This is a genomic window from Mycobacterium sp. URHB0021, from assembly GCF_054057895.1.
Genome location: NZ_JBSRZT010000002.1, coordinates 1,584,815 through 1,611,543 on the forward strand (window position 1 = coordinate 1,584,815; position 26,729 = coordinate 1,611,543).

A 26,729-nucleotide genomic window follows, 5' to 3' on the forward strand; every position below is an offset into this window, starting at 1 on the left:
TTCCAGGAAGCTCCCAGCCGCGGCGCAGTGGGGTAGCAGCTGGTTCGGAGACGGTGGACGCCATGACCGACCTGGCGGGGCCCAGTCCGTCGGAGGTGGATTCGCGCGTCACGCGCAGCTACGTCCTCGACATCGTGATCCCGGTTTACAACGAAGAAATCGACCTTCCTGGAAGCATCCGCCGGCTGCATCGATATCTGGCGGACGAAGTCCCTTATGCGTCGCGAATCACCGTGGCCGACAACGCCAGCACCGACAGCACGCTGGCGGTGGCGCATGCCCTGGCCGACGAGCTGCCGGACGTCGACGTGATTCATCTGGATGCCAAGGGCCGCGGCGGTGCGTTGCACGAGGCGTGGATGTCGTCGGATGCCGACGTGGTCGCCTACATGGACGTCGATCTGTCCACCGGGCTTTCGGCTTTGATGCCGCTCGTCGCGCCGCTGATCTCCGGGCATTCCGACGTCGCGATCGGGTCGCGGTTGGCGGCATCGTCGCGGGTGGTCCGCGGGCCGAAGCGCGAATTCGTCTCGCGCAGCTACAACCTGATCCTGAAAAGTGTTCTGGGCGCGCGCTTCTCGGATGCGCAGTGCGGTTTCAAGGCCCTCCGCGCCGATGTGGCGCGGCAGCTGCTGCCGCACGTCGTCGACACGGGCTGGTTCTTCGACACCGAACTCCTGGTGATCGCCGAACGCGCCGGGCTACGTATCCACGAGGTGCCTGTCGACTGGGTCGACGATCCCGATTCGCGGGTCGACATCGTCAACACGGCCATCAACGATCTGAAGGGCTGCTGGCGGGTGGGCCGCGCGCTGGCCACCGGCGCACTGCCGGTCCGCGAGCTTCAGCGCAGCCTCGGCCGGGAGCCGCTCGTAGCGGGCGTGCCCCACGGCATGGTCGGCCAGATGGTGCGGTTCGGCATCGTCGGCATCGCCAGCACCGTGGCGTTCGCGCTGCTGTACCTGTTGTTCCATCCCGCGATGGGGGCGCAGGCCGCCAACCTCACCGCGCTGCTCATCACCGCGATCGGCAACACCGCGGCCAACCGCGCGTTCACCTTCCGCATTCGTGGACGCACCGGCGTCGCGCGCCATCAGCTGCACGGCCTCCTGGTGTTCGCGTTCGGCCTGGCCATCACCAGCGGATCGCTGTTTCTGCTGCATCGCTACGACTCGACTGTCGGCAAGGGCGTGGAGCTGGCGGCGCTGGTGCTCGCCAACTTGGTCGCGACGCTGGTCCGATTCATCGCCCTGCGAAGGGTTTTCGGCGCACGATCGTAGATGATTCACCGAATGGCGGTGCGGCGCCGATCGCGCCGATACTGTGACGGGAATGCCGACCGCCATCATCTCGATCCGCGTCCGACTCGAGCAACCCCTGGATCAGGCCCTCGAAACGCTGAGGCGCGGTGCCGGCGTCTCGGTGGAACTGGACGACGAACGTCGCGCCCGCCTGGACCCGACCGATCCGCGCTCCGAGGGATTCGCCCGCGTCCTCGACGGTCTCGGCAGTCAGAGGCTGCCGGCTTATCTGGAGATCGATTCCGACACCGAAGCACTGACGCGCCTACTCATTCCCACGGTGGCCAGGGTGGCCCGCATCGACTACGACGCCGAAGGTGCCTTCAGGGTGACGCTGGACGCGTCGCACGCCGTTCACCGCTTGAGGCTGGACAATCCGGACTTCGCCCAACTCGAGCGTGAATTGCGCGGCGCTCTGAGGGGTTCGGAGCCGGTCATCGTCGTCGGTGACGACTCCCACCAGATCATCGGCGTCCGTACCCTCACACCCGACGACCTGGATACCCTTGGGCGGCTGTTGCCCCCTTTCCCGCTGACCCCGATCCCTGACCTGGACTGGCTTGCCCGGTTGCGGCGGTGGATCCGGTGGTGGCTCCTGTGGCCCTGGTGGTTCTGGTTCGAATGCGTGTCGAGGGAGAGTGCCCAGCAAGCGTTCGATTCGGTGGCTGTCACCACCTGTGATCCTCTGACGGTCCCGCCGCCCTGCATCCCGTTCCGCTATCCCGACGATGGCTGCTTTGCTCGGGCCCATGAGATGTGCCGCCTCATGATCAACAGCGGGTTGTCGCCGCGGAAAGTGTGGATCGACTGCAGCCCTCAGAACTTGTTGCACGTCAACACCAGGAACAATCCCCACTGCTTTGTCGAGTGGACATTCCACGTCGCGCCCACGCTGTGCGTGCGCGAGCGCATCGGCTTTCCGTTCTTCCGTTTCCCTTTCACCCAGCGCATGGTGATAGATCCGGCACTGTTCACCGCGCCGGTCACGGAGGCAACCTGGAAAGGCGTCCAGCGCGACCCGAATGCGGTGTTGACGCGCACCAGCGCCGATGAGTATTGGCATGGCGGCTATGGCCCAGACCCGATGTATACGTCCACGAACGAGTGGCTCGCCCTGTTGCGCCTGTCGCTTCAGCTCCGGTCCATCCAGGAGGGATCTCCGCCCTACGCGGCTTGTCCTTGACGACTCGGGGCCTACCACCCAGCTGAAGAAGCTAGCCTCGGATCATGCTGGGACTGATGCAGGATCGGCCGCTGTTGATCTCGTCGCTCATCGACCACGCGGCCACCTTCCACCCCGATACCGAGATCGTCTCGCGGCTGCCCGAGGGGCCGGTCCGGCGCACGAACTGGGCCGAGGTGCGCGACCGGTCCAAGCAGGTGGCAAACGCCCTGTCCCAGCTCGGAATTGAGCCGGGCGACCGGGTCGGGACACTGGCCTGGAACAGTGACCGGCACCTGGCGATGTATTTCGGGGTCTCCGGCGCGGGGGCCGTCATGCACACGGTCAACCCACGGCTGTTCCCCGACCAGATCGTCTACATCATCAATCACGCTGAAGACCAGGTGTTGTTCTTCGACATCACCTTCGCATCGCTGGTCGCGCAACTGGCGCCGCAGCTGACGACCGTTCGGGCCTTCGTCGCGATGACCGACCACGAGTACATGCCGGATATCGCTGTGCCTGATGCGCTCTGCTGGGACGATCTGATCGGATCACATTCGACCTCATACGAGTGGCCCGTGTTCGACGAGCGCAGCGCGTCATCGCTGTGCTACACGTCGGGAACCACCGGCCACCCGAAAGGTGTTCTGTATTCACATCGTTCGACGATGCTGCACACGCTGGCCGCGCTGTCGCGCGATACCGGCGACATCCACAGCGGTTCCGTCATTCTCCTGGTGGTGCCGATGTTCCACGCCAACGCCTGGGGCACGCCGTATGCGGCGGCGATGGTGGGCGCCAAGCTCGTGATGCCCGGTCCGCACCTGGACGGCGAGAGCGTGTACGCCCTGATGAAGCAGGAGGTTGTCAACTTCACCCAGGGGGTGCCGACCGTCTGGATGATGCTGTTCGCCTACCTCGACGAGCATCCCGAGATCGACCCGCGCGAGATCGGTCTGCAGTGGGCCGGTTCCGGCGGCTCGGCTCTGCCGGCGACGATGATCGAACGATTCGCGCGTGACTTCGGCTCCGAGGCGGGACAGGGCTGGGGCATGACCGAGACCAGCCCGCTGTGCGTGATGGGCAGGCTGCTGCCCAAGCATGCCTCGCTGCCGCCCGACGAACAGCTCCGGGTCAAGGTGAAGCAGGGCCGGGGGATGTGGGGCGTCGACCTCAAGATCGTCGATGACGGTGGGCGCCAGTTGCCTTGGGACGGCAAGGCGTTCGGCGAGGTGTACGTTCGCGGGCCCTGGATCGCCAGCGGCTACTTCAAGGGCGAGGCCGGAACCCTGCTCGACGACGACGGGTTCTTTCCCACCGGCGACGTTGCGACGATCGATCCCGACGGCTATCTGCAGCTGGTCGATCGTGCCAAGGACGTCATCAAATCCGGCGGTGAATGGGTCAGCTCGATCGACCTGGAGAATGCCGCGATAGGGCATGCCGCGGTGGCGGAGGCGGCCGTCATCGGCGTGCCGCACCCCAAGTGGCAGGAACGTCCGCTGCTGGTGGTGGTGCTGCGATCCGGCCACTCGGCGACTCGCGAGGAGTTACTGGCCCACCTGTCGGACCAGGTGGCGAAGTGGTGGCTACCCGACGATGTGGTCTTCGTCGACGAACTGCCGCACACGGCCACGGGCAAGGTGCTCAAGCTGAAGCTGCGCGAGCAGTATCGCGACCATCGGCTGCCCGAGTGATGCGGGGTTGCCCCGGGCGGCATCGCGTCTGTCTTCGTCAAAATGCCATTCCACAACCAGACACCAGATGCGGTGTATAGAGTTCCCAACAGCGAAACTGGCGTTTGCCGACGAACGAGCCGGGCGCAGAGTTCGCACTTCAGAACAGGTGTGGCCAATGATTTCCTTTCACCTTCCAGCACGGCGAGCAATCCTTGTCAGTGGGTTCGTAGCCGCGGTTGCGGCGGCCCCAGCGGTTGCCATCCTTGCCGTATCGACTCCGAACGTGTCGATACCTGTCGCCGAGTGCCCGCCCGGGATGGTCGCGGAGCCCGCGACCGGGGCCTGCGGCGCAGCACCGGCACCCAACATGCCGGCGTCCATCCCCGGTAACCCAGATCTTCCGGCGGTCGATGGCATTCCATGCACCGGCGCCAACACGGGTGAGTGCATCGGACTTCAGGAGTCCCAAGGCGGTTGACACCGGCCGCCACCGTGACCTACGGACGGTGACGTCACCGATGCTCTGCAGACCATTCGGACCCTTGGACGGGAGATCAGAATGGTGGAGGCGGATCGTCGGGATTCGGTGGCGGAAGGTTGAAGTAGTCGACGACTGGATCCGATTGCAGCTGTCGTTCCGTGCGATTCAGCCGACGTTCGGCTGCGATGCGCTGGGCTCGGTTCTGCGCTCGTGTGCGTGCCCGCCCGGGCATCATGGCCGTCCGGTCACCGCAACGGTTCACGTACTCCGGGGTGCCAACGGGCGCAACACCCGTCGGTTGGCAGAGGCTGGGGAAGAGCAGTGCCGATCCGGGAGTGGTCACATACTTTTCGCCCGACGGAGACGTCCAGATCACAGTGCCGTCGCGCAGTTGCTCGTCTCGCCAACCCCAGAAGGTCTTCAGCAGATGATGCAGGCGGCAAAGGCATTTCAGATCGGATGCGTGCGTGGCCCCGCCATCACCGGACGGAATGGTGTGGTCGATGTCGGCACACGTGGCCGGCCGGTCACAGCCGGGGAAGCGGCACGTCATGTCGCGGCAACGCACAAAGTCAGCCAATGCGCGTGACGGCGTGCGGCCGCACTCGGCGGGCGCATCCGACGGATGGATCACTGGAACGACCTTCGCGGACTTCGCCAACTCGGTGAGCTGTTCTGGTGGGATCAACGCGTTGGCGCCGACCTCAGAGCCGAATCCTGAAGATCGGCCCTCGAGCGCGGCTTGGTCGGTGATCACATGGATGACCACTGGACCCGCTGCTTTACCGCCTGCCGGGCAATTGTCCTGGCCGCATTGGCAATCCAACCGGTCCGCGCCGGCGGCCAGGGCGCCCACCGCGTCCGAGCGGCGCTGATCTGCCGTGCGAGGGTCGGCGTCGCATACCGTGGCGGCCAGCCCGGCCAGGCGCTTGCCGAGGGCATGCGCATAAGGCGTGAGCAGGGTGCCGTGGATATCGGAGAGTCCGTCATGACGGTCGCTGATCCAGACTTCCCTGTCGCGAATGGCTTCTCGGCGTCGCCGCACCGCGTCCCGGTCCGCCCGCCAGACGATCTTGTCGACTTGCGCAGCCAGCCGGCCCTGCGTCATGGACGGCCACCGCGGCGCGGCAAGCGCCAACTCTGCGTCAACCGCCGCGAGCACATCGCGATCCGTGATCAGATCCGTGCGATACACCAGCGTTTGAAACATCCGAAAGTCGATGTCGCCGGAGCGAAACACCGCGCCCGACTGTGGAAGCTGCTCGCGCATCGCCCGGGCGTAGCGCAGGTAGCTGATGCCCATGGCCTGGCTGATGCGTAGCTCGGCGGCCACCTCGCTGGCCACCACCTCCGTCGTGTCGACCGCCCAGTCTTCGGTCTCGCCGAACGTGCGTAGCCGAGCCGCGAACAGCTCACCGATGGCCACCAACCGCTCGGCGGCGGCCATCGCCTCGGCTCGCGACGCCGCACCGATCCGCGCGATCAACGACCGGGTCTCGTCGGTATCGCTTGCGTTGGCCTTGGCGAACAACCGGTCAAAGCGCGCGACGATCTCCTCGCGCGACGGCCGATTCGATTCGCTCACATGTTCGATTATGCCGTGCCGGTCCGACAAAAAAGCTCACCGCGTGACCATCGGATGGATCTCGTCGCCCGACCACGGTGGCGAGTCGAGTGCCGTCGGTGTGCTCAACTCGTCGAGCAGGCCGCGGCGGTTCAGCGCCGTGATGTGACCCTCGTAGTCCTGGTGGACAGCCGCGTCTTCGCGCCGGGGCAGACCACGTTCGCGCGCACACCGTGCTCGTTCAACTCGAACCGGCGCCGTGGGCGACCATGTGGGGCGCCGCGGCGCGGCAGGTCTCGAACGTCGTGCCGAGGTGCGCGTCGATCAGGTCGCGAAACTGTGCGCTGGTCACCTTCAGGATCGACTCGGTGGCCAGCCACGGTGCCCGCACAGTTCACCAGGATGTCGATTCGCCCGAATTCGGTTACCCACCTGTCGATCCGGACGTCGGCGATCTCCGGGTCGGCGGGGACCCCGGATGCGCGACGGCGCCGGGGATGCGTCGCGCCGCGACGTTCACCGCACCTCGGTCGCACCCGTCGACGACGACACCGGCGCCCTGCACGGCCAGCAGTTCCGCCACGGCGAGGCCGATGCCGCGTGAGCCGCCGACGACCACCGCACCGCGGCCCGCCAGCGGTTGGTTAATCGCCTTCGCCCTCTTGCCCGAACTGCATGGCGTCCATGTTCCAGTAGCCACGCAGGTTCGTGATCCGGCCGGCGTCGTCCACCCTGTAGGTGAAGACGCCGCGCACGGTCGCGGTGAACCCGTTCGGGAACCTCGTCCGCAGCGTGAGGATGTAGGCGATTTCGGCGGGAGAGCTGGACGGAAACGTCGCTTCACGCGTCACCGTCAGTTGGTTGGGTCCGATGTTCGTGTCGAAGAATGCGCCGACCGCTTCCTTGCCCCGAATGCCGGTGCCCTCGGGGTTGGTGACCGAAGGGCCGATCGGGTCCTCGATGACGACATCGTCGGTCATCAGGGCGAGCCAACCGTCTTTGTCGCCCGCCTGCACGCATCGCCACGACGCCTCCGAGGCGGCGACCACCGGTGTCTTCTCGACCGTTTCCTGAGACATGACCTACCGATCGTCGTCGGTGTAGCGGATGATGCCGCGAATGTTCTTGCCGTCCAGCATGTCCTGGTAGCCCTCGTTGATCTGCTCCAGCTTGTACTGGCGGGTGACCATGTCGTCGAGGTTGAGTTTGCCCGCCTTGTACATCGAGAGTAGCTGCGGGATGTCGTACTGAGGGTTTCCGCCACCGAAGATGGTGCCCTGCAGGTTCTTCTGCATCAAAGTCAGCATCGCGAGGTTCAGCGTCACCTGATTCTCCAGGAGGCTGCCCATCGCGGTCGCGACGCAGGTGCCGCCCTTGGCGGTGACCATCAGGTAGTTGTCGACGTCCTCGCCTTTCAGCTCGCCCACGGTGACGATCACCTTGTGAGCCATCAGGCCCACGGTCGCCTCGGCGATGCCCATCAGCGCCGCGTTGATGTCCGGATACACATGTGTGGCACCGAATTTCAGCGCTTGATCGCGCTTCCACTCCACCGGGTCGATGGCGAAGATGTAGCGCGCGCCCGCGTTCACCGCACCTTGCAGCGCGGACATGCCGACGCCGCCGACACCGAAGATGGCAACATCCTGTCCCGGCCGGATGTCGGCCGTCCGGGTTGCCGAGCCGTACCCGGTGGTGACCCCGCAGCCGACCAGGCAGGCTACCTCGAACGGGATGGACGGGTCGATCTTCACCACCGAGGTCTTGTGCACCACCATGTAGGGCGAGAAGGTGCCGAGCAGGGTCATCGGGAAGACGTTCTCGCCCCTGGCCTTGATCCGGAACGTGCCGTCGGAAACAGCCGCGCCGTTGAGCAGTCCTGCGCCCAGATCGCACAGATTGCGCATGCCCGCCTGGCAGGACTTGCACCTGCCGCAGGACGGGATGAACGACAGCACCACGTGATCGCCCGGCGCGATGTCCTCGACACCCGGGCCGACCTCGGTGACGATGCCTGCGCCCTCGTGGCCGCCCAGCACCGGGAAGCCGCCCATCGGGATGCCGCCGGTGACCAGATGGTGATCGGAATGGCACATCCCCGCGGCTTCCATCTGGATCTTGACCTCGTCTTTGACGGGATCGCCGATTTCGATCTCCTCGACCGTCCACGGTTGATTGAACTCCCAGATGAGAGCGCCCTTTGTCTTCATCGCCAACCTGTCTTTCTCTCAGGGTTCCCCGTGTCGGACTAAGTTATCTAGGTCACACGTGTGATTGCTGGTTTACCAGATAGCTACCGGCGCCTGTCCCAGCGGGTAGTAGCCGGGCAGCTTCTCGCCGGCCAGGGAGCGTTCGATCCGCTTCTGCATTCCAACGCTGAGATCGCCGGATTCAATCAGCTTCATGAACATCTTCGACACGTGACCGAAGTCGAAGAAATCGCGCTGCCACTCGATCTTCAGTTTCTCGTCGAGCCGGAACCAGCTGCCGCCGATGCCGTAGATCTCGTCGCGGGTACCGTCGGTCTTGTTGACGATCTGCTTCCAGAAGCCGACGATCTCGCCGAGCTTCTCGTCGACCAGCACCTTCTGGTACTCGTAGACCCAGTTGTCCAGCCCTTGCATCTCCAGACCCAGTGCGACGTCGCGGATCTCGTCGCGGCCGACGCACATCACGTCCTCTTTAGGGCCGATGTTCCAGCCGTACGTGGCGTCGTCGGCGTAAAAATCGGCCAGCGGCTTCCAGTCGCCCTTCTGTTCGCAGGCGCGGTTGGCGTCCAGCCATTCGTCGACCCATTTGTCGAGGTCCCCGCGGCGCAGTGACGGCATTATTGGTCTTCCTCTTCTTTGATGGACAGTGCCTGGGTGGGGCAGGCCCACACCGCTTGTTCGATCTCCGCCCGATCCTCCTCCGGCGGTTCGCTGTTGAGGATCTCGACTTTCCCGCGCTTGGGGACCGAGAAGTAGTCGGGCGCCTCGAGTTCGCACATGGCATGGCTCTGGCACAGGTCCAGGTCGACTTCGATCCGCAAATGTGAGGCCATGGCTTCCCTACCGCTTGACGCGCCTGCGGTAGCGCACCTTGGCGGGCCGGTCCAGCTGGACCACCATCTTCGAGTGGTCGTTGCGATAGGTGTCGGCGGGCTGCGCCCTTTCGAATTCATACTCCCGCAACAAAACCGAGAAGATGGCCTTGATCTGCATGGTGGCGAACGCCGCGCCGACGCAGCGGTGCCGGCCCGCGCCGAATGGAATCCAGGTCCAGCGGTTCGCGGTGTCGGCCTGCTCCGGTTTGTTGTAGCGGTCCGGATTGAAGGCGTCGGGATCCGGGAAGTCCTCGGGGATCCGGTTGCTGATCGCGGGGGAGGCGGCGACGAAGTCACCCTTGTGGATCGGGAAGCCCTCGACCTCGAACTCGCCCTGGGCGACGCGCATCAGGATGATCAGCGGCGGGTGCAGCCGCAGCGTCTCCTTCACCACGTTGTCCAGCTTCGGAATCTGGCGCAGCGCATGGAAACTCACCTCCTGGCCGTCGGCGTAGAGCGCCTCGAGCTCCTTGAGCACCTCGGCGTACACCTCAGGGTGGCGGATGAGCTCGATGAGAGTCCACGACGACGTCCCCGAACTGGTGTGGTGGCCCGCGAACATCAGCGAGATGAACATGCCGGTGACCTCGTCCGCGGAGAACCGGGCGTTGCCCTCCTCGTCGCGGATCGACACCAGCACGTCGAGCATGTCGCGGTCGGCCTTGTCCCTCGGCGGGTTGGACAGCCGATCCTCCATGATTTCCTGAACCAGCGCAACGAGCTTCACGCGCCTCGTCGCGGCGCTGGAAGCTCTCGATCGGCAGGTACGGGTCGACGTAGCACAGCGGGTCGGTACCACGCTCGAGTTCGTGGTAGTACTCCGCGAACCGGTGGTCCAGCTGCTCGCGGAACTTCAGCCCGATCAGGCAGGCCGTCGAGGTGTAGATGGTCAGCTCGGAGAAGAAGTCGAGGAGTTCGATCTCGCCTTCGTCGGCCCAGCCGGCGATCATCTTCTCGACTTCGCCCTCGATGGTGGCCGCGTGGCCCTTCATCTGCTCGCCGCGCAGCGCCGAGTTGTGCAGCATCTCCTTGCGCCGCTCGGGGCTGGCGTCGAACACCACCCCCTTGCCGAAGATCGGCGTCATGAACGGGTAGGCCTCGGCCTGATCGAGATCCTCGTCGGCGGAACGGAAGAAGAACTCGTTGGCCTCGGCGCCCGACAGGAAGATGACGTGCTTGTCGACCAGCTGGAACCAGCCGACGTCGCCGCATTCCTCGCGGATGCGGTTCATCAGGCCGATCGGGTCGGTGCGGAACTCCGTGAGGTGTCCGTGTTCCTCCTCGCCGCCGGAGACGCGGGGAACGATGGCTGTCGTCATGACGGCATCCTCTCGGGTCCGAGGGTGAGCTGTTGACGTTCCTTCGGCCCGTTGGCAAGTGGCGCCTCGGGTTGCAGTTCCATGTTCGCGATGAACCCGCCGCGGGGTGTCTCGGCGACGAATGCGATGGCGCGGGCCAGGTCGGACGCGCGCAGGAAGTAGTCGTGGCGGGCCTGGCCCCATTTGGCCCAGTCCTCGAGCGCGGGGCCGATCAACTCGGCGGGCAGGCTCCAGCCCATATTGGTTTTCGTCGGTCCCGGGTGCACGATCGACGCCCGCACCCCGGTGCCCTCCAGCTCCATCTGGAAGTTGGTCACCATCGCCACCAGGGCGGCCTTCGCGGCGCCGTAGGCACCCATGTGTGGACGTTGCCGCAGGGCCACGTCGGAACCCACGAAGATTAGGTCGCCGCGCTGGCGTTCGAGCATCCCCGGCAGCAGCGCGGTAGCCAACCGGTTGGCACCGACCAGATGGATCTGCAGCTGCGATTCGAATTCCTCGGTGCTGATCGACTGCAGCTTGCCGAAGTACGTGTCACCCGCCCCGGCCACCAGCACCTCGATCTCGCCGAGTGCGTCGACGGCTTGCGAGACAAAGGATTTGACCGAGTCAGGGTCGGTGACGTCGAGGTGGAATCCGACGGCCTCGCCGCCGTCGGCGCGGATCTTGCCGACGAGTTCGTCGAGCTTCTCGACCCTGCGAGCACCGACGGCGACGGGGAAGCCGTGCGCGGCGAGTTCGATCGCGGTGGCCTCTCCGATTCCGGACGAGGCGCCCGCGACGATCGCGGGTCTGCGCTCGGGCAGTGGTTCGAAACGGGGCATCAGACGGCCTCCACCGTGATCGGAAGGTGAGCGAACCCGCGGACATTGCTCGAATGGACGCGGACGGCGTTGGCCTCGTCGACTTCGTAGCCCCGGATTCGCCTGACCAATTCGGTGAGCGCGACACGGGCCTCCATCCGCGCCAGATGAGCGCCGAGGCAGAAGTGCGCGCCGCTGCCGAAACTCATGAGTTTCGAGCCGATGTCGCGGCCGATCAGGTAACTGTCGGGATTGTCGAACACCCGCTCATCGCGGTGCGCCGAGCCCGGCAACAACAACAGCACGTCGCCGTCGGGGATCGTGGCGTCGTAGAGGCTGAGGTCACCGGCGACGGTGCGGGCCAGGATCTGACTCGAGGTGTCGTAGCGCAGCGTCTCCTCGACCCACAGCGGAACCTTCGACGGATCGTCGTACACCGGTGTGAGCTGATCGGGGTTCCGGTGACCCCAGAACGCGGCATTGGCAAGCAGTTTGGTGGTGGTCTCGTTGCCGGCGATGACCATCAGGAACATGAAGCCCAGCACTTCTTCGTCGGTCAGCCGGTCGCCGTCGATCTCGGCCTCGAGCAGCGCGGTGGTCAGGTCGTCGGAGGGTGTCCTGCGCCGCTCGGCGACCATCTCCTGGTAGTAGATGATCAGGTTCAGCGACGCCTCGATCGCCTCGGTGGGTACGTCGTTGACGCCGTCCTCGCGGTGCATGACGCCATCCGCCATGGCCCGGATGCGGTCTCGGTCCGGCTCGGGCACACCCATCAGTTCGGAGATGACGTCCATCGGGAGCTTTCCGGCGAATTCCGCCACGTAGTCGACGGTGTCGCCCGTGCAGGCCTTCTCGAGCAGCGCATCGAGGTGCCTGACCGCGAGTTCGGTGACGCGGGGCTCCAGCTCGCGGATGCGCCGCGGGGTGAATCCCTTGGAGACCAGGGTGCGTAGACGCAGGTGCGCCGGATCGTCCATGGCCAGGAACGACATGGTCTTCGACGCGTGCCGGCCGCGCGACACCGGGTCGAGGGAGACGCCGTCGCGGTTGGACAGTGTCATGCTGTTGCGGAACCCCTGTAAAACATCCTGGTGCCGCGACAGCGCCCAGAAGCCGAGCTCCTCGTTGTGGTACAGCGGCGCCTCGTCCCGCAGTCGCCGGTAGTACGGATACGGGTCCTCGTGGAAGTCGTAGTCGTACGGATCGAGGACGATGTCGGAGACATCAAGAGTCATCGGTCTTCTCCCAGGATGAGTCCGACCACGTACCTCAGCCGGTCAGCGATCTCGTGGTAGGTGACGGCGCCGCTGCCCGCGTGTACCAGCGCCCCGAAGTACGTCATCTCCAGCGCCGAGATGCGGCGAGGGTCGGCGTCGGGGCCGATCGCGGAGCGGATGCGGCGGTGGATCTCGGCGCCGATGCGGTCGCGGACCGTGCGCACCGCCGCATCGTTACCGCTGAGCAGTGCCGTGGTGCATGCCGCCGCGACCTCCGGTTCGTCGGCGATCATCAGCGTCAGCGCGCGCAGTGCCTTCTCCACCCGCTCCGTCATGGTGTCGTTGACGTCGGTGAAGTACGGCACCTGGCGGACCAGATCGAGGTAGACCTCGGCGATCAGGTGATTCTTCGAAGAGAAGTAGGTGTAGGCCGTCGCGGGCGCGACCTTGGCGCGGGCAGCGACTGCCCGCACGGTCAGGTCCGCGTACGACGATTCCCGCAGCATGTCCACCCCGGCCGCCAGCACTTTGCGGAAAGTCTCTTCCTGGCGACGGTTGCGCGGCGAATCGCCTGAGTCTTCCGGAAGGGCGACCACGGCATCGCTGGACACATGTCCACCGTAACCGACGCGCTTCGGCCGAGGCAAGCGCGCTGTTGAAAAGCCAGCATAACGGCGCTGTTGGCCGCGACGTTCCGGTGCGTGCCGACCTACCCTTGCTTCCCGCGCCGATCTGCGGCTATGGTTCGACTGAACAGAGTCGGACAGCTGTCCAGCAACAAAAGCGGGAGTTGGAATGGGGATTCTGGACGATCGCCAGAGTCGGTTGCTCGTCGACGGCAAGCTCGTGGCGGGCGGTGCGGGCACGTTCCCCACGCTCAACCCCGCCACCGAAGAGGTGCTCGGCGTCGCCGCCGACGCGAGTGCCGACGACATGGGCCAGGCGATCGAGGCGGCCCGCCGCGCCTTCGACGGAACCGACTGGTCGACTGACACCGGGCGTCGAGTGCGGTGCATCCGTCAGTTGCAGCAGGCCCTGCGCGACCACGTGGAGGAACTGCGGGAGCTGACCATTGCCGAGGTGGGCGCTCCGCGGATGACGACCTCGATGGCGCAGCTCGAGGGCCCGGTCGAGGACCTGAGCTTCTGCGCGGACACTGCGGAGGCTTATCCGTGGACGACTGACTTCGGCATCGCCTCACCGATGGGTATCAGGACGCATCGCACCGTCGCGCGGGAAGCCGTCGGCGTCGTCGGCGCGATCACGCCATGGAATTTCCCGCACCAGATCAATCTCGCCAAGATCGGGCCGGCCCTGGCGGCGGGTAACACGGTGGTGCTCAAGCCCGCGCCCGACACCCCTTGGGCGGCAGCGGTGCTCGGCGAGTTGATCGTCGAGCACACCGACATCCCGGCGGGTGTCGTGAACATCGTCACCTCCAGCGATCACGGCGTGGGCGCGCTGCTGTCGAAAGATCCCCGGGTGGACATGGTGTCGTTCACCGGGTCGACCACCACCGGGCGCGCGGTGATGGCCGACGGCTCGGCCACGCTGAAGAAGGTGTTCCTGGAGCTCGGCGGCAAGTCGGCGTTCCTGGTGCTCGACGACGCGGATCTGGCCGGTGCATGCGCGATGTCGGCGTTCACCGCGTCGATGCATGCCGGGCAGGGGTGTGCGATCACGACGCGGCTGGTGGTCCCGCGGGCCCGCTACGACGAGGCCGTCGAGGCAGCGGCCGCGACGATGGCGGGGCTCAAAACGGGCGACCCGACCGATGCGGGCACCATCTGCGGGCCGGTGATCTCCGCACGGCAGCGCGACCGCATCCAGGGCTACCTCGACTCCGCGACCGCCGAGGGCGGCACGTTCGCCTGCGGCGGTGGACGGCCGGCGGACCGCGACACCGGGTTCTTCATCGAACCGACGGTGATCGCCGGCCTGGACAACAACGCGAAGGTGGCGCGCGAGGAGATCTTCGGCCCGGTGTTGACGGTGATCGCCCACGACGGCGACGACGATGCGGTGCGCATCGCCAACGACTCGGCGTACGGACTGTCGGGCACGGTGTTATCCGGCGACGAGGAGCGGGCGGCGGGCATCGCGGCCAGGATGCGCGTCGGCACGGTCAACATCAACGGCGGCGTCTGGTATTCGGCGGACATGCCCTTCGGCGGCTACAAGCAATCCGGCATCGGCAGGGAAATGGGTCTCGCCGGTTTCGAGGAATATCTGGAAACCAAAGTTATTGCCACAGCGGCGCATCAAGCGGTGAATTAGGAGACGTCAGTGGGACTGTACGGCGATCAGTTCAAGGAGAAGGTGGCGATCGTCACCGGTGCGGGCGGTGGCATCGGGCAGGCGTACGCCGAGGCACTGGCCCGCGAGGGCGCGGCGGTGGTGATCGCCGACATCAACACCGAGGGCGCCCGGAAGGTGGCCGACGGCATCACGGGCGAGGGCGGGACGGCGCTGGCGGTGCCGGTCGACGTCAGCGATCCCGACTCCGCCAAGGAGATGGCCGCCGCGACGCTCTCGGAATTCGGTGGCATCGACTACCTGGTGAACAACGCGGCGATCTTCGGCGGCATGAAGCTGGACTTCCTGATCACCGTCGACTGGGACTACTACAAGAAGTTCATGAGCGTGAACCTCGACGGAGCGTTGGTCTGCACCCGCGCCGTCTACCGCAAGATGGCCAAACGGGGCGGGGGTGCGATCGTCAACCAATCGTCCACTGCGGCATGGCTGTACTCGAACTTCTACGGGCTGGCGAAGGTCGGCGTCAACGGGCTCACCCAGCAACTGGCCACCGAACTCGGCGGGCAGAACATCCGCGTCAACGCGATCGCGCCGGGGCCCATCGACACCGAGGCGAACCGGACCACCACACCGCAGGAGATGGTCGCCGACATCGTGAAGAACATCCCGCTGTCGCGGATGGGCCAACCGGAGGACCTCGTCGGCATGTGTCTGTTCCTGCTGTCGGATCAGGCCAAGTGGATCACCGGCCAGATCTTCAACGTCGACGGCGGACAGATCATCCGGTCATGAGTACGGGTGGGGACGTCGCACTGGGCTACATCGGGCTGGGGAAGATGGGCGCTCCGATGGCCAGGAAGCTGGTCGACCGGCCCGGCGGCCTGATCGTGTTCGACGTGCGCCCCGAAGCCATGACGCGGCTGGCCGAAAAAGGCGCGACCCTGGCGGACAGCGTTGCCGATGTCGCGACTGCCGACGTCATCAGCGTCACCGTGCTCGACGACGAGCAGGTGCGCGATGTGGTCGGCGAGTTGGCGACCAACGCCAAGCCGGGAACCGTGATCGCCATCCATTCCACGATCAGTCCCGACACCGCTGTCGAACTCGCCGAGCGGTGGGAACCGCAGGGCATCCACATCGTCGACGCACCGGTGACCGGTGGCGGCGGGGCGGCGAAGAGGGGCGAACTTGCCGTCATGGTGGGTGCGACCGACGAGGCATACGCACTCGTTCAGGAGCCGTTCTCGCAGTGGGCCTCGTTGATCGTCCATGCGGGTCAGCCCGGCGCAGGGACGAGGATGAAGCTGGCGCGAAACATGTTGCACTTCATCTCGTTCACGGCGGCATGCGAAGCATCGAAGCTCGCGGAAGCGGCCGGCGTCAACCTGCAGGACCTCGGCAACGTCGTGCGGCACAGCGACAAGCTGACCGGCGGTGCGGGCGCCATCATGTTCCGCGACGACATGAAACCGCTTGACCCGGGCCATTTCCTGTACCAGCCGTTCCTGCACACCCGCGGACTCGGTGAGAAGGACCTCGGCCTCGCCCTCTCCCTGGGGGAGCAGTTGGGCGTCGACCTGCCATTGGCCGAGGCGGCGCTGCAGAATCTGGCCGCAGGCCTTGGCGTGCCGCACAAGTCGACGAGCGCGAAGGAGTAACCATGGACGAGTTGCGCAAAAAGGGCCTCGAGAAGATGAACGAGGTCTACGGCTGGGAAATGCCGGACATGCCCGGCGAATACTTCGCCCTGACGGTCGACCACCTTTTCGGAAACATCTGGAGCAGACCCGGCCTGTCGATGCGGGACCGGCGGATGATGCTGATCGGCGTGCTCGCCGCCCAGGGCATGGAAGAACTGCTGGAAGTGCAGGGCAATGCGATCCTGCACAACGAGGAGATGACGCGCGAGGAATTGCGCGAGATCGCGATCTTCGTCACGCACTATGTCGGTTTCCCGCTGGGCTCGAAGGTCGACGGAGCGTTCAAGCGGGTGGTGGCCAAGCGGAAGAAGGCCGAGGAGAAGGGCAGGGGCGCTGGCACGACCGAAGCAAGGCGAGACAACGTCAACGACGCGGTCCAGATGCATGTCGGCAGGAACATCCATGACAAGATCCATGACAAGTAGGTATGCCGGGCTGACCCGTGCTGAACTGGCGGTTCTGGTACCCGAACTGCTGCTGATCGGTCAGCTGATCGACCGGTCCGGGATGGGCTGGTGCATCAAACCCTTCGGGCATCCGGGGATGCTGGAGATTGCCATCGAGGAGTGGATGGGCGCCAGCCCCATCTACACCAAGCGGATGCAGAAGGCACTCAACTACGAGGGCACAGACGTCGTCACGATCTTCAAGGGCTTGCAACTCGACATCGGCGCACCGCCGCAGTTCATGGACTTCCGCTACACCCTGCACGATCGCTGGCACGGCGAGTTCCACCTCGACCACTGCGGCGCGCTGCTCGACGTGGAGCCCATGGGTGACGATTACGTGCGGGGCATGTGCCACGACATCGAGGACCCGACGTTCGACGCCACCGCCGTCGCGACGAACCGCAGGGCCCAGATCCGCCCGATCCACCGTCCGCCCCGCACACCCGCTCACCGGCAGCCGCACTGCGCGTGGACCGTGATCATCGACGAGTCCTATCCCGAGGTCGAGGACCATCCCGCGCTCGATGTCATCCGTCGAACCCGGGCCGCCGGAACCGAACTCGACCCGATCGACCCAAGCGACGAAGGCCAGGCCGATTACTCCGGCCCGCTGGTGTCCGATGTCGACTTCGGTGCGTACTCACACTCGGCGTTGGTGCGCATCGTCGACGAGATCTGTCTGCAGATGCATCTGCTCAACTTGTCGTTCGTGCTGGCCGTCGGCAAGCGCGCGGGCACCGACACCGCGCTCGCCACGAAGATCTGCACCAATCAGCTCACCGGTATCTCGGGCGTCGCCGCCGAACGGATCCATCACGCGCTGGGTTTGCCCGGGGGGATCGAGGGCGCGGTCCGCACGCTCGAACTTCATCCGATGTTCAATCCGGTGGCATATGTCAACGCCGATTTCCGGCCGGACGCCGTCGAGGTGCGCAGGTCGCCGGCACACCAGGACGGCGCCTGGGTCTCGCTGGTGGGACCGTCGGAGAAGCGCCCGCTGCAGGCGGCCGTTGCCGCCGTGGATCCCCACCTCGACGTCGAGGTAACCGGCGCCCACGAGGGCTGGACGGTCCGCGTGATCGAGACCGACACCGCAGCAAAGCAATTGCCCGAGGTGTCCGTTGCAAAAGTGAGCGCCGGGCCGACCTTCGTGTTCGAGCCGAGGAGATCGCTTCCGCTTACTGTGGTGTGAGGGCGGCACGGGTCGCCCTCTATGGACTACAGAGGAGACAGGTGTGGCGACCTCAGCCAGTGCAGACGCAATTCTCGCGGAGACGATCAGCATCACGGGTCACGGTGGCGACGCGGTCGAGGCCTACCGGGCCGTCCCGTTGACGCCCGGTTCGCGCGGTGGCGTGGTGTGGATTCACCACATGCCGGGATACGACCGTGAAACCAAGGAATTCGTCCGCCGGTTGGCCGTCGAGGGGTACAACGCGATCTGTCCGAACCTGTACTCGCGGGAGGCGCCGGGCGCCGACCCGGATGACGCCGCGGCCACCGCCCGTGCTGCGGGCGGTGTGCCCGATGACCGCCTGGTGGGCGATGTCAGCGGTGCGGCGGAGTACCTGCGCGGACTGGACAATGCCAACGGCAAGATCGGCGTGATCGGACACTGTTCCGGTGGCCGGCAGGCGTTCCTGGCGGCATGCTCACTGACGGTGGATGCCGCGGTCGACTGCTACGGCGCGTTCGTCGTCGAGGACCCGCCGGAGGGCATGCCGCCCACAATGAAACCCATTCTCGGACTTGCACCCGACCTGAGCTGCCCCCTGCTCGGCCTGTTCGGGAAGGACGACCGTTATCCGTCGACAGAGGCCGTCGCCAAACTGGACACCGAGCTGACCCGGCTGGGCAAGGAGCACGACTTCCACTCCTATGACGGAGCCGGACACTCGTTCTTCTCGGTGGACCGCCCGGCCTACCGGGTCGAGGCCGCGCTCGACGGCTGGGGACACATCGCCGACTTCTTCGGCAAGCACCTGGGGGACTGACGCATGTGCACCTATCTGACCGAGAAGATCGGCATCGACGGCAGCGGCAAAGGCGCGAAGGGCTGGTTCGGGGCCACGGAGGCAACCGTTTACGTCGACCACCCGGTGCACGCGCAGTACGGCCACACCGTGAACATCGATGTCCTCAACCCCGCGCTCGGTCCCTCGGCGCGAGTCGCGCTCGAGTTGACCGAAGAAACCGCGCTGGCTTTGGCGGCGGCCATTCACCGGGCCATCGACTCCGCCCCTGAGGGGCTGGCTTCCAAGGACCAGTAGCGCCGGCTATGCCGGGCCGCTGACCCGCGCCGTGTCCACCGCCGGCGCCACCCACCGGCGCAGGTATGCCCTCAGCGCCGCTGCCCGGCGGGGAGGACGGCCTGGGTCGAGGACGAACGACTGGATGGTCCTCAACAGGTGTTCGGCGAGTTCGTCGAGTTCGGCGTCGGTGAAGCCGAGCGCCGACCACCGACGTCGAAACGCCGCAGCATGGAGTTCGCGAACTGCAGGGCGACGTCCGATGTCACCGACTCGGTGTGCGCGTCGGCTCGGCCGGGAATGATCAGCAGCCCGATGTGTTTGTCTTCCGGCAAACACTCGAGCGCGGTGGCGATGGCCTCGGTCACTGCTTCGACGGGATCGGTGATGCCCGCCAGGTGGACGGCCAACCGGTCGAGGAAACCCGCTGCCGCGTGCACTGCCGCGGCCACCAGCAGGGCGTCCGTGCTGGGGAAGTAGCGGTACACCGTCTGCCGGGTGACGCCCAGCGCGGCGCGCCACGTCGGCGATGGAGAAGTCCGCGCCGCGGGCGTCGATCGCCTTGCCCGCCGCGTCGAGGATCCGGGTGATCGCCTCGTCGTCGGTGGCGGGCGTCGATCCGGACCAGCCGTGGGTACGCACGCTGGGATACTAGCGCTAACCCCGATACGAGACCTGGAGCTGCTTGACCCCGTTGAGCCAACCCGACCGAATCCGTTGGGGTTCAGCCAGTTTGACGATACCGGGCATCTGATCGGCGTTCTCGTTGAAGATCAGCCTGATCTCCATCCGGGCCAGGTTCGCGCCGATGCAGTAGTGCGCGCCGTTGCCGCCGAAACCGAGATGGGGGTTGGGCTCGCGCAGGATGTTGAAGTCGAATGGCCGGTCGAACACGGCGTCGTCGTAGTTGGCAGAGCTGTAGAACAGGCCGACACGCTGGCCCTCGCGGATGGTGACGCCGCCGAGTTCGGTGTCGGCCAACGCCGTTCGCTGAAAGCAGTGCACAGGCGTCGCCCAGCGAACGATCTCGTCGGCCGCGGTCTCCGGGCGTTCGCGCTTGAACAATTCCCACTGATCCGGGTTTTCGAAGAACGCGTTCATGCCGTGCGTCATGGCGTTGCGGGTGGTCTCATTGCCCGCGACGGCGAGCAGGATCACGAGGAATGCGAACTCGATATCGTCGATGGATTCGCCGGCTTCGCCGCCGTTCATGTCGGCCTGAACCAGCCGGGTGACGATGTCGTCGGCCGGGCAACGGCGGCGCTCCTCCGCCATGGTGTACGCGTATCCCATTACTCCGCATTGGCGGCGGCGTAGTCGGTCTCGAAGTCCAGATCGTCGGTGTTCATGATCGAGTTGGTCCAGTGAAACAACCTCTCACGGTCCGCTTTTGGCACGCCCAACAAATCGGCGATGGCCAGCAGCGGCAGGCTCGTCGCGACGTCGTCGACAAAGTTTCCCGACTCTTCTTCCGCGGCGGCGCGGACGATTTCGCGGGCCGCGACCGCGAGTTTCTGCTCGAGCGTGGCCACCGCGCGCGGTGTGAAGAGCCGGGACACTATCTTGCGGAGTCGGGTGTGCTCGGGCGCGTCGTGGTTGATCAGCAGCGCTTTGGTCAGGTCCAACTGCTCGGCGGTGGTGCCGTCGGGCATCCGCATGACGGCGCCCTTGCGATTGGTGGACCACAGGTCGCCGTTACGGGAGATCGACTCCTTCTGTTCGTTCGACCACACCGGTGCGGTCCTGCTGAGTTCGGCGAACTCGGTGACCGGGATGCCCTGAACCAGGATGTCGGGGTCGGTGAAGTCATATCCCTGGCCGACCGACCATACGTCGCAGTGTCAAGTGTATGGCCGAAAAGGTTACCGCATCGGCACGAAAGGCGGGGCGCCGAAACGCCTCATCAAGGACGGCGCCCCGCGCGAGGCAGCATCCGGCGGTTCCGTAGCCGTCGCCCCACGCGTAGTACCTCACGTCGGCATCGCCAGTCATCGCGCCCGGATACTCGAAGGGACACAGGTGTAATCGGCAGATCAGGGTGGGTTAGGGTGGGCACTTGTGCGCGTCCTGGTGATCGGATCCGGAGCCCGTGAGCACTCCTTGCTGCTCTCGCTGCGCCAGGATCCCGAGGTCGAGGCGGTGGCCGTCGCGCCGGGCAACGCCGGTACCGCAATCGTGTCCGACCAGTACGACGTCGACATCACCTCCGGCGAGGAGGTGGTGGGTCTGGCCCGGCGGATCGGCGCCGACCTGGTCATCATCGGGCCCGAGGTGCCGTTGGTGCTCGGCGTGGCGGACGCGGTGCGCGACGCGGGCATTGCGTGCTTCGGTCCGACGAAGGACGCGGCGCGCATCGAGGGTTCCAAGTCGTTCGCCAAGGACGTGATGACCGCTGCCGGGGTGCGCACCGCGCGCAGCGAGATCGTGGACAACCCGGCACACCTCGACGCCGCGCTCGACAGGTTCGGGCCGCCGGGTGGTGATCCCGCCTGGGTGGTCAAGGACGACGGTCTGGCCGCGGGCAAAGGTGTGGTGGTGACCGCCGACCGCGATGCCGCCCGCGCGCACGCGGCCAGCCTGCTCGACGCGGGCCACCCTGTGCTGCTCGAGTCGTACCTCGACGGCCCGGAGGTGTCGCTGTTCTGTGTGGTCGACGGCGAGACCGTGGTCCCGCTGCTGCCGGCACAGGACTTCAAGCGCGTCGGCGACAAGGACACCGGGCCCAATACCGGCGGTATGGGCGCCTACGCGCCGCTGAACTGGCTGCCCGGCGAGGTGGTCACGCAGATCGTCGACGACATCATCAAACCCGTTGCCGCCGAGATGGTTACCCGGGGTAGCTCATTCTCGGGTCTGCTGTATGCCGGGCTGGCGATCACCTCGCTTGGCCCGGCTGTCGTCGAATTCAACTGTCGCTTCGGCGATCCCGAGACCCAGGCGGTGCTGGCGTTGCTGGAGAGCCCGCTCGGTCAGCTGCTGCGCGCCGCGGCCACCGGTCATCTGGCCGGCCAGCCGCCGCTGCGGTGGCACGACGGCGCCGCGGTCACGGTGGTGCTGGCCGCTGAGAATTATCCCGGCCGCCCGCGGGTGGGGGACGCGATCTCCGGCGCGGAGGCTGACGGCGTGCTGCACGCGGGCACCAAGCGTCGCGATGACGGAGCGATCGTCTCCTCGGGCGGACGGGTGCTGTCGGTGGTGGGAACCGGCCCCGACCTGACCGCCGCGCGTGCTGCAGCGTACGGCCTGATGAACGCGGTTCGCTTGCCGGGCAGCCACTTCCGCAGCGACATCGGCCTGGCCGCGGCCGAGGGCCGGGTCAGCGTCTAAGCCGTGAGAAGCGGCGCCATCCAGGTCAGTTCGGCAGGCAGTTGCGAACTCCAGAAGGCCCCGTCGTGGCCACCTGGCGAGAACCCGCCCGCGGGCGGATTGGGCAACTGGGCGATGAACTGTTGGGTCGCCGAATAGAACGGATCGCTGTTGCCGCAGTCGATCCGGATCGGAATGGAGCCGAGCTGCGGCAGGCCCCAGACACTGTTCGCGGCGTAGTCGTCGACGCCGTCGAACGCACCGGGAGCGGTCGCACCGGACGACGTCCACAACGCCGGGCTCACCGCGCAGATGGCCGCCGTGCGGGCTGCGCCCAACCGCGCTCCGAGCAGCAGCGCGCCGTAACCGCCCATGGACCAGCCCAGGAACGCGACACGCGAGGTGTCGAGTCCCTGCGATCCGAGCATGGGGATCAGTTCATCGAGGACCATGCCGCCGGAGTCCTCGCCGGACGCGCGCTTGTGCCAATAGCTTCCGCCGCCGTCGACGGCGACGACCGCGAAGGGGGGTAGTCCGGCCGCGACCGCCTCGGCCAGTCCCTGTTCGACGCCGCCGGCCATCACTCCGGCCGCGTCCTGGCCCTTACCGTGCAGGGCGATGACCGGACGAAGCGGGGCGGTCTGGCCGGGCGGCCTGGCGATCGCCCAATGCGTGGGCACGCCGCCGCGGGCCGCCGATACGAAGGAGCCGTCGGTGTAGGTAGCCGCCGCCGCCCTCGGTGGTTCCAGCGGAGCGGGCGGAGCCGGCGGTGCGAGCGGGGCGCCGGCGGCCGCGGGCTCGCGCACCGCGGCACCCAATGCGAACGCGCCCGCCGCACCCGCGGCGGCGCCGGCGCCGAGACGCAGAATCGCGCGACGGCTCACTTCGGACATGCGGGCCATCATGCCATCGGCGACTCAGCGCCCGTGCAGAGGCGTTTCGATGATCGATCCGAACACCGCATCGAGAAGGTCGACCAACTCGGCAGGGTCGGTCGCGGACAGTGCGCGGGTGGCGACCACGCGGCGCATCAACAACACGCCTGCGATGACCGACAACATCAGCTCGTTGCGCAGCTGCCGTCCCGGCTCGGGAAGCTGGCGGGTGAGACGGGCCCCGACGTGGCGTTCGATCCCGCCACGCACGATCTCCGCGGCGCGCGGATTGGACACCGACCGCAGCATGATCAGGAAGGGTTCGAGCCCGTCGGCGTCCGGTTGCGTCCTGGCGACCAGCGCGGCGGCGGAGTCGCGGGCCAGCGCCGCGGCGTCCTCGGCGATGACTGTGGGCGGCGCGAACGCAACCTCGACGGCCTCGGCGAACAAGTGCTCCTTGGAACCGAAATACCGGTTCACCATCATCGCGGTGACACCGGCGTCGCCCGCGATGTCGCGCACACCGACACCGTCGTATCCGGAGCGGGCGAAGTTTCGGATCGCCGACTGCAGGATCGCGTCGCGGGTGGCCGCGGCGTTGCGGGGTCGTTTCGATGCCGGCGCCATGGCTCGACGGTAGGGAATAGAAGCCGCGAAGTCTACGTATGTATACCTGACAAAAGTCTACGTCTGTAGATCACGGAGGTGTGCGATGAAAATGGGCAAGGTCTGGTTCGTCACCGGAAGCGCGCGTGGTTTCGGAGCCGAGTTGGTGCGCGCCGTGCTCGCCCGCGGCGACCGGGTGGTCGCGACGGCGCGGCACCCCGAGCAGTTGCGTGCACTCGTCGATGGTCACGGCGATCGGGCGCGGGTGTTCCCCCTCGACGTGACCGACGCCGAGGCCGCCGTCGCCGCAGTCGAATTCGCGGTCGCCGAATTCGGCCGGATCGACGTCGTGGTGAACAACGCCGGCTACGCCAACAGCGCCGCGATCGAGGAGATGGAACCGGGCGACTTCCGTGCCCAGATCGAGGCGAACCTGTTCGGGGTGGTCAACGTGACCCGCGCCGCGCTTCCCGTGCTGCGGAGGCAGAGATCCGGTGTCGTCGTCCAGTTCTCGTCCGTCGGCGGGCGGGTCGGCGGAACGCCGGGCATGGGCGCCTACCAGACCGCGAAGTTCGCCGTCGAGGGTTTCTCCGAAGTGCTCGCCAGCGAGGTGCGACCGTTCGGCGTCAACGTGGTCATCGTCGAACCCGGCGCGTTCCGCACGGACTGGCAGGGCTCGTCGATGACGATGCGTGAACCGGGTCCCGACTATCGCGATACGGTCGGCCGGATACACGAATTCCGGCGGTCCACCAACGGATCTCAGCCAGGCGACCCGGCCCGTGCCGCGGACGTCATCATCGACGTCGTCGGCGATCCGCAACCGCCGCGGCGGTTGCTGCTGGGCGCTGGCGCCGTCGAGCAGGCACTGGCCGCCGGCGCTGAGCGCGATGAGGAAGCCCGGCGATGGGCCGCGGTCAGTCGCAGCGCCGACTTCCCTGAGTAAAGACTGATGATTAGTCGAAAGCACTATGCCGCAACCCGGTGACTGGCAGCATGCTAGGCGTGACGGCAGCGGTCACTCCCAAGGGAGAACGTCGACGGTATGCGCTGGTCAGCGCTGCCGCTGACTTGCTGTGCGAGGGCGGCTTCGACGCGGTGCGGCACCGTGCCGTCGCGCGCCGCGCAGGGCTGCCCCTGGCGTCGACGACGTACTACTTCTCATCGCTCGACGATCTGATCGCAAAGGCCGTCGAACATGCCGGAAGCCGTGAGGCCGAGCAGTTGCGCAGCCGGGTCGCGACATTGTCGCGGCGGCGCAGGGGCGCCGAATCGACGGCCGAGGTGTTGGTCGATCTGTTGGTCGGTGAGTCGCCGGAACAGCGGGCGAGTGAGCAGTTGATCAGCCGCTACGAGCGCTACATCGCGTGCGCGCGCCAGCCCGGGCTGCGCGAAGTACAGCGACATATTCTGCAGCAGCGCACCGATGCCGTGGTCGAGGCCGTGGAGCGGTCCGGCCGGTCGGTGCGCGCCGAATTGCTCACGGCGCTGGTGTGTGCCGTCGACGGGGCCGTGGTGGCGGCTCTCGTCGGCGACGGTGACGGGCCCCGCGCGACGGCACGGGCGACGTTGATCGACGTGATCGACGTGCTCGCGCCGTTCGACTGACGCGGATGCACATCACCGGAGTCCACCGAGTCCTTGATGACGCCCTCGATCGCTCGGTCGTGCTGGGCTACACCAAAATCGGTCCGCGCGTCCGTCGGCTCTGGTGGCCCGACGACCCCGGCCCGAATGCCATGGGGGCCAAGCGGGTAGTGGTCACCGGTGCCACGGCAGGCATCGGCGAGGCGATCGCCGCCGGATTCGCCCGACTCGGCGCAACGGTCCATCTGCTCGGACGCAACCGAGAGAAGGTCGCACAGAGTGCAGGCGCGATCCGTGACGCCGTGTCCGGCGCAACGGTGATCGAAGAGGTCTGCGACGTCGCCGATCTGGACGCCGTGCGCGCGTGGACCGACGATCTGTCGGGCCGTGTCGACGCCCTGCACGGCCTCGTGCACAACGCCGGTGCGATGCCCAACGAGCGCATCGAGACACCCCAGGGTCACGAAACCCAGCTGGCGTGCCACGTTCTCGGCCCGCATCTGATGACCGAACGACTTCTTCCGCTGCTGCAGAAAGCCGCTGGCGCATCGGTGGTGTTCATGTCCTCCGGTGGCATGTACACCGCACCGTTGTCGGCCGACGACCTGGAGTCGGAATCCGGCAGCTACCGCGGCGCTCGCGCCTATGCCCCGGACCAAGCGGATGCAGGTGGTCCTCGCTGACGCGTGGGCGCAGCGGCTGGCCGGAGCCGCCCGGTCGGCGACCTCCGGCACGGCAGCCGATGTCCGCGTCGAGAGCATGCATCCGGGTTGGGTCGAGACGCCCGGCGTGGCCGAGGCCCTTCCCACGTTCCAGAAGCTGACCCGGCCCCTGCTCCGCGACACGGCGGACGGTGCCGACACCGCCGTGTGGCTGGTCGCCACCAGGCCGGTGTCGCTGGCGGGGCATTTCTGGCATGACCGGGCGCAGCGGCCGACCACCGTCGGATGGCAGCGCTCCGAGGAGGACGCGGTGGTGGCACGTTTCCTCGACGAAGTGTCGACAATGACCAAAACAACGCGGAATTGGGTCGGGTCAGCCGTTTAATAGAGAGGGCACTCACAGCCAACCCTCAGGGAGGCGA

Annotated in this window: 27 protein-coding genes and 4 pseudogenes; 17 read left to right on the plus strand and 14 right to left on the minus strand. The window is 66.5% G+C overall.

Annotation, left to right across the window (positions count from 1 at the left end; translation table 11 throughout):
- Nucleotides 1-62 precede the first annotated feature (62 nt).
- Genes ACVWWN_RS09975 through ACVWWN_RS09985 form a run of 3 tightly spaced genes read left to right on the plus strand, consistent with a single transcriptional unit; the run spans nucleotide 63 to nucleotide 4,163 of the window.
- Nucleotides 63-1,280 carry a glycosyltransferase gene (locus tag ACVWWN_RS09975; RefSeq protein WP_457143755.1) on the plus strand — a complete coding sequence of 406 codons (1,218 nt, stop codon included), beginning with the start codon at nucleotides 63-65 and terminating at the stop codon, nucleotides 1,278-1,280.
- Between the two features lie 52 nt (nucleotides 1,281-1,332).
- On the plus strand, nucleotides 1,333-2,484 hold the full coding sequence (locus ACVWWN_RS09980) for a protein-glutamine glutaminase family protein (protein WP_457143756.1): 1,152 nt from the start codon (nucleotides 1,333-1,335) through the stop codon (nucleotides 2,482-2,484).
- Between the two features lie 44 nt (nucleotides 2,485-2,528).
- The gene (locus ACVWWN_RS09985; protein WP_457143757.1) at nucleotides 2,529-4,163 is read left to right on the plus strand and encodes a long-chain-fatty-acid--CoA ligase; all 1,635 of its coding nucleotides are present in this window, start codon (nucleotides 2,529-2,531) and stop codon (nucleotides 4,161-4,163) included.
- A gap of 536 nt (nucleotides 4,164-4,699) precedes the next feature.
- Here ACVWWN_RS09985 and ACVWWN_RS09990 read toward each other — a convergent pair.
- Both ACVWWN_RS09990 and ACVWWN_RS09995 read right to left on the minus strand, forming a co-directional pair.
- Nucleotides 4,700-6,211 carry an HNH endonuclease signature motif containing protein gene (locus ACVWWN_RS09990; protein WP_457143758.1) on the minus strand — a complete coding sequence of 504 codons (1,512 nt, stop codon included), beginning with the start codon at nucleotides 6,209-6,211 and terminating at the stop codon, nucleotides 4,700-4,702.
- A gap of 75 nt (nucleotides 6,212-6,286) precedes the next feature.
- Nucleotides 6,287-6,710 (minus strand): annotated as a pseudogene (locus tag ACVWWN_RS09995) (SDR family oxidoreductase); the annotation flags it as partial.
- Between ACVWWN_RS09995 and ACVWWN_RS10000 the strand changes: the two are divergent.
- The gene (locus ACVWWN_RS10000) at nucleotides 6,669-6,794 is read left to right on the plus strand and encodes a hypothetical protein (RefSeq protein WP_457149472.1); all 126 of its coding nucleotides are present in this window, start codon (nucleotides 6,669-6,671) and stop codon (nucleotides 6,792-6,794) included. The pseudogene ACVWWN_RS09995 and the gene ACVWWN_RS10000 overlap by 42 nt on opposite strands.
- A gap of 40 nt (nucleotides 6,795-6,834) precedes the next feature.
- On the opposite strand, the gene ACVWWN_RS10005 is transcribed toward ACVWWN_RS10000, so the two are convergent.
- From ACVWWN_RS10005 to ACVWWN_RS10040, 8 genes and pseudogenes are all read right to left on the minus strand, one after another.
- Nucleotides 6,835-7,269 (minus strand): nuclear transport factor 2 family protein, encoded by a 435-nt coding sequence (locus ACVWWN_RS10005; RefSeq protein ID WP_457143759.1) that lies wholly within the window; start codon nucleotides 7,267-7,269, stop codon nucleotides 6,835-6,837.
- A 3-nt stretch (nucleotides 7,270-7,272) separates the two neighbouring features.
- Nucleotides 7,273-8,400 (minus strand): NDMA-dependent alcohol dehydrogenase, encoded by a 1,128-nt coding sequence (locus ACVWWN_RS10010; RefSeq protein WP_457143760.1) that lies wholly within the window; start codon nucleotides 8,398-8,400, stop codon nucleotides 7,273-7,275.
- Nucleotides 8,401-8,472: 72 nt separating this feature from the next.
- Entirely contained in the window at nucleotides 8,473-9,018 is a 546-nt protein-coding gene (locus ACVWWN_RS10015; RefSeq protein ID WP_457143761.1) for a nuclear transport factor 2 family protein, read from the minus strand.
- Nucleotides 9,018-9,233, minus strand: a complete 216-nt coding sequence (locus ACVWWN_RS10020) for a ferredoxin (protein WP_457143762.1) — start codon at nucleotides 9,231-9,233, stop codon at nucleotides 9,018-9,020. Before ACVWWN_RS10020 ends, ACVWWN_RS10015 begins: the two co-directional genes overlap by 1 nt.
- Nucleotides 9,234-9,240: 7 nt before the next feature.
- Nucleotides 9,241-10,594, minus strand: a pseudogene (locus ACVWWN_RS10025) (cytochrome P450).
- Nucleotides 10,591-11,418, minus strand: a complete 828-nt coding sequence (locus tag ACVWWN_RS10030) for an SDR family oxidoreductase (protein ID WP_457143763.1) — start codon at nucleotides 11,416-11,418, stop codon at nucleotides 10,591-10,593. The pseudogene ACVWWN_RS10025 and the gene ACVWWN_RS10030 overlap by 4 nt, the downstream one beginning before the upstream one ends.
- Complete coding sequence (locus ACVWWN_RS10035; protein ID WP_457143764.1) at nucleotides 11,418-12,632, minus strand: cytochrome P450; 1,215 nt, start codon at nucleotides 12,630-12,632, stop codon at nucleotides 11,418-11,420. Before ACVWWN_RS10035 ends, ACVWWN_RS10030 begins: the two co-directional genes overlap by 1 nt.
- A complete protein-coding gene (locus tag ACVWWN_RS10040; RefSeq protein WP_457143765.1) occupies nucleotides 12,629-13,225 on the minus strand; it encodes a TetR family transcriptional regulator in 597 nt (198 codons plus the stop codon). The genes ACVWWN_RS10035 and ACVWWN_RS10040 overlap by 4 nt, the downstream gene beginning before the upstream one ends.
- A 184-nt stretch (nucleotides 13,226-13,409) precedes the next feature.
- On the opposite strand from ACVWWN_RS10040, the gene ACVWWN_RS10045 reads away from it, so the two are divergent.
- The 7 genes from ACVWWN_RS10045 to ACVWWN_RS10075 are packed head-to-tail and all read left to right on the plus strand — an operon-like array spanning nucleotide 13,410 to nucleotide 19,292.
- Nucleotides 13,410-14,891 (plus strand): aldehyde dehydrogenase, encoded by a 1,482-nt coding sequence (locus ACVWWN_RS10045; RefSeq protein ID WP_457143766.1) that lies wholly within the window; start codon nucleotides 13,410-13,412, stop codon nucleotides 14,889-14,891.
- Nucleotides 14,892-14,900: 9 nt separating this feature from the next.
- Nucleotides 14,901-15,665, plus strand: a complete 765-nt coding sequence (locus tag ACVWWN_RS10050) for an SDR family oxidoreductase (RefSeq protein ID WP_457143767.1) — start codon at nucleotides 14,901-14,903, stop codon at nucleotides 15,663-15,665.
- Nucleotides 15,662-16,531, plus strand: a complete 870-nt coding sequence (locus ACVWWN_RS10055) for an NAD(P)-dependent oxidoreductase (RefSeq protein ID WP_457143768.1) — start codon at nucleotides 15,662-15,664, stop codon at nucleotides 16,529-16,531. The genes ACVWWN_RS10050 and ACVWWN_RS10055 overlap by 4 nt, the downstream gene beginning before the upstream one ends.
- Nucleotides 16,532-16,533: 2 nt before the next feature.
- Nucleotides 16,534-16,998 (plus strand): carboxymuconolactone decarboxylase family protein, encoded by a 465-nt coding sequence (locus ACVWWN_RS10060; protein ID WP_457143769.1) that lies wholly within the window; start codon nucleotides 16,534-16,536, stop codon nucleotides 16,996-16,998.
- Nucleotides 16,988-18,214, plus strand: a complete 1,227-nt coding sequence (locus ACVWWN_RS10065) for a hypothetical protein (RefSeq protein WP_457143770.1) — start codon at nucleotides 16,988-16,990, stop codon at nucleotides 18,212-18,214. Before ACVWWN_RS10060 ends, ACVWWN_RS10065 begins: the two co-directional genes overlap by 11 nt.
- A 43-nt stretch (nucleotides 18,215-18,257) precedes the next feature.
- Nucleotides 18,258-19,016, plus strand: coding sequence for a dienelactone hydrolase family protein (locus ACVWWN_RS10070; RefSeq protein WP_457143771.1), 759 nt, complete (start codon nucleotides 18,258-18,260; stop codon nucleotides 19,014-19,016).
- Nucleotides 19,017-19,019: 3 nt separating this feature from the next.
- Nucleotides 19,020-19,292, plus strand: coding sequence for a DUF6295 family protein (locus ACVWWN_RS10075; protein ID WP_457143772.1), 273 nt, complete (start codon nucleotides 19,020-19,022; stop codon nucleotides 19,290-19,292).
- Nucleotides 19,293-19,298: 6 nt separating this feature from the next.
- Here ACVWWN_RS10075 and ACVWWN_RS10080 read toward each other — a convergent pair.
- Nucleotides 19,299-19,853, minus strand: a pseudogene (locus ACVWWN_RS10080) (TetR/AcrR family transcriptional regulator).
- Between ACVWWN_RS10080 and ACVWWN_RS10085 the strand changes: the two are divergent.
- Entirely contained in the window at nucleotides 19,801-19,926 is a 126-nt protein-coding gene (locus tag ACVWWN_RS10085) for a hypothetical protein (RefSeq protein WP_457149473.1), read from the plus strand. The pseudogene ACVWWN_RS10080 and the gene ACVWWN_RS10085 overlap by 53 nt on opposite strands.
- Before the next feature lie 2 nt (nucleotides 19,927-19,928).
- On the opposite strand, the pseudogene ACVWWN_RS10090 reads toward ACVWWN_RS10085, so the two are convergent.
- Nucleotides 19,929-21,061, minus strand: a pseudogene (locus ACVWWN_RS10090) (cytochrome P450).
- Nucleotides 21,062-21,329: 268 nt separating this feature from the next.
- Between ACVWWN_RS10090 and purD the strand changes: the two are divergent.
- On the plus strand, nucleotides 21,330-22,598 hold the full coding sequence (gene purD / locus ACVWWN_RS10095; RefSeq protein ID WP_457143773.1) for a phosphoribosylamine--glycine ligase: 1,269 nt from the start codon (nucleotides 21,330-21,332) through the stop codon (nucleotides 22,596-22,598).
- Here the strand turns inward: purD and ACVWWN_RS10100 are convergent.
- Nucleotides 22,595-23,482, minus strand: coding sequence for an alpha/beta hydrolase (locus tag ACVWWN_RS10100; RefSeq protein ID WP_457143774.1), 888 nt, complete (start codon nucleotides 23,480-23,482; stop codon nucleotides 22,595-22,597). The two genes, purD and ACVWWN_RS10100, sit on opposite strands and share 4 nt — an antisense overlap.
- 12 nt (nucleotides 23,483-23,494) lie before the next feature.
- The gene (locus ACVWWN_RS10105; RefSeq protein ID WP_457143775.1) at nucleotides 23,495-24,079 is read right to left on the minus strand and encodes a TetR/AcrR family transcriptional regulator; all 585 of its coding nucleotides are present in this window, start codon (nucleotides 24,077-24,079) and stop codon (nucleotides 23,495-23,497) included.
- 91 nt (nucleotides 24,080-24,170) lie between these two features.
- Here ACVWWN_RS10105 and ACVWWN_RS10110 point away from each other — a divergent pair, with 91 nt between their 5' ends.
- The 4 genes from ACVWWN_RS10110 to ACVWWN_RS10125 are packed head-to-tail and all read left to right on the plus strand — an operon-like array spanning nucleotide 24,171 to nucleotide 26,692.
- Nucleotides 24,171-25,004 (plus strand): oxidoreductase, encoded by an 834-nt coding sequence (locus ACVWWN_RS10110; protein ID WP_457149070.1) that lies wholly within the window; start codon nucleotides 24,171-24,173, stop codon nucleotides 25,002-25,004.
- A 50-nt stretch (nucleotides 25,005-25,054) separates the two neighbouring features.
- Nucleotides 25,055-25,666 carry a TetR/AcrR family transcriptional regulator gene (locus ACVWWN_RS10115; RefSeq protein WP_457149071.1) on the plus strand — a complete coding sequence of 204 codons (612 nt, stop codon included), beginning with the start codon at nucleotides 25,055-25,057 and terminating at the stop codon, nucleotides 25,664-25,666.
- 5 nt (nucleotides 25,667-25,671) lie between these two features.
- Entirely contained in the window at nucleotides 25,672-26,328 is a 657-nt protein-coding gene (locus ACVWWN_RS10120) for an SDR family NAD(P)-dependent oxidoreductase (RefSeq protein ID WP_457143776.1), read from the plus strand.
- On the plus strand, nucleotides 26,315-26,692 hold the full coding sequence (locus tag ACVWWN_RS10125; RefSeq protein ID WP_457143777.1) for a hypothetical protein: 378 nt from the start codon (nucleotides 26,315-26,317) through the stop codon (nucleotides 26,690-26,692). Before ACVWWN_RS10120 ends, ACVWWN_RS10125 begins: the two co-directional genes overlap by 14 nt.
- The last annotated feature ends 37 nt before the right edge of the window (nucleotides 26,693-26,729 follow it).

What these genes read in the sequence shown, in the direction of transcription:
- ACVWWN_RS09975 (WP_457143755.1), top strand. Translation starts at nt 63, where the DNA reads ATGACCGACCTGGCGGGGCCCAGTCCGTCGGAGGTGGATTCGCGCGTC.
- ACVWWN_RS09980 (WP_457143756.1), top strand. Translation starts at nt 1,333, where the DNA reads ATGCCGACCGCCATCATCTCGATCCGCGTCCGACTCGAGCAACCCCTG.
- ACVWWN_RS09985 (WP_457143757.1), top strand. Translation starts at nt 2,529, where the DNA reads ATGCTGGGACTGATGCAGGATCGGCCGCTGTTGATCTCGTCGCTCATC.
- ACVWWN_RS10000 (WP_457149472.1), top strand. Translation starts at nt 6,669, where the DNA reads ATGCGCGACGGCGCCGGGGATGCGTCGCGCCGCGACGTTCACCGCACC.
- ACVWWN_RS10005 (WP_457143759.1), bottom strand. Translation starts at nt 7,269, where the DNA reads ATGTCTCAGGAAACGGTCGAGAAGACACCGGTGGTCGCCGCCTCGGAG.
- ACVWWN_RS10010 (WP_457143760.1), bottom strand. Translation starts at nt 8,400, where the DNA reads ATGAAGACAAAGGGCGCTCTCATCTGGGAGTTCAATCAACCGTGGACG.
- ACVWWN_RS10015 (WP_457143761.1), bottom strand. Translation starts at nt 9,018, where the DNA reads ATGCCGTCACTGCGCCGCGGGGACCTCGACAAATGGGTCGACGAATGG.
- ACVWWN_RS10020 (WP_457143762.1), bottom strand. Translation starts at nt 9,233, where the DNA reads ATGGCCTCACATTTGCGGATCGAAGTCGACCTGGACCTGTGCCAGAGC.
- ACVWWN_RS10030 (WP_457143763.1), bottom strand. Translation starts at nt 11,418, where the DNA reads ATGCCCCGTTTCGAACCACTGCCCGAGCGCAGACCCGCGATCGTCGCG.
- ACVWWN_RS10035 (WP_457143764.1), bottom strand. Translation starts at nt 12,632, where the DNA reads ATGACTCTTGATGTCTCCGACATCGTCCTCGATCCGTACGACTACGAC.
- ACVWWN_RS10045 (WP_457143766.1), top strand. Translation starts at nt 13,410, where the DNA reads ATGGGGATTCTGGACGATCGCCAGAGTCGGTTGCTCGTCGACGGCAAG.
- ACVWWN_RS10055 (WP_457143768.1), top strand. Translation starts at nt 15,662, where the DNA reads ATGAGTACGGGTGGGGACGTCGCACTGGGCTACATCGGGCTGGGGAAG.
- ACVWWN_RS10060 (WP_457143769.1), top strand. Translation starts at nt 16,534, where the DNA reads ATGGACGAGTTGCGCAAAAAGGGCCTCGAGAAGATGAACGAGGTCTAC.
- ACVWWN_RS10065 (WP_457143770.1), top strand. Translation starts at nt 16,988, where the DNA reads ATGACAAGTAGGTATGCCGGGCTGACCCGTGCTGAACTGGCGGTTCTG.
- ACVWWN_RS10075 (WP_457143772.1), top strand. Translation starts at nt 19,020, where the DNA reads ATGTGCACCTATCTGACCGAGAAGATCGGCATCGACGGCAGCGGCAAA.
- ACVWWN_RS10085 (WP_457149473.1), top strand. Translation starts at nt 19,801, where the DNA reads ATGGAGAAGTCCGCGCCGCGGGCGTCGATCGCCTTGCCCGCCGCGTCG.
- ACVWWN_RS10100 (WP_457143774.1), bottom strand. Translation starts at nt 23,482, where the DNA reads ATGATGGCCCGCATGTCCGAAGTGAGCCGTCGCGCGATTCTGCGTCTC.
- ACVWWN_RS10105 (WP_457143775.1), bottom strand. Translation starts at nt 24,079, where the DNA reads ATGGCGCCGGCATCGAAACGACCCCGCAACGCCGCGGCCACCCGCGAC.
- ACVWWN_RS10110 (WP_457149070.1), top strand. Translation starts at nt 24,171, where the DNA reads ATGGGCAAGGTCTGGTTCGTCACCGGAAGCGCGCGTGGTTTCGGAGCC.
- ACVWWN_RS10115 (WP_457149071.1), top strand. Translation starts at nt 25,055, where the DNA reads ATGCTAGGCGTGACGGCAGCGGTCACTCCCAAGGGAGAACGTCGACGG.
- ACVWWN_RS10120 (WP_457143776.1), top strand. Translation starts at nt 25,672, where the DNA reads ATGCACATCACCGGAGTCCACCGAGTCCTTGATGACGCCCTCGATCGC.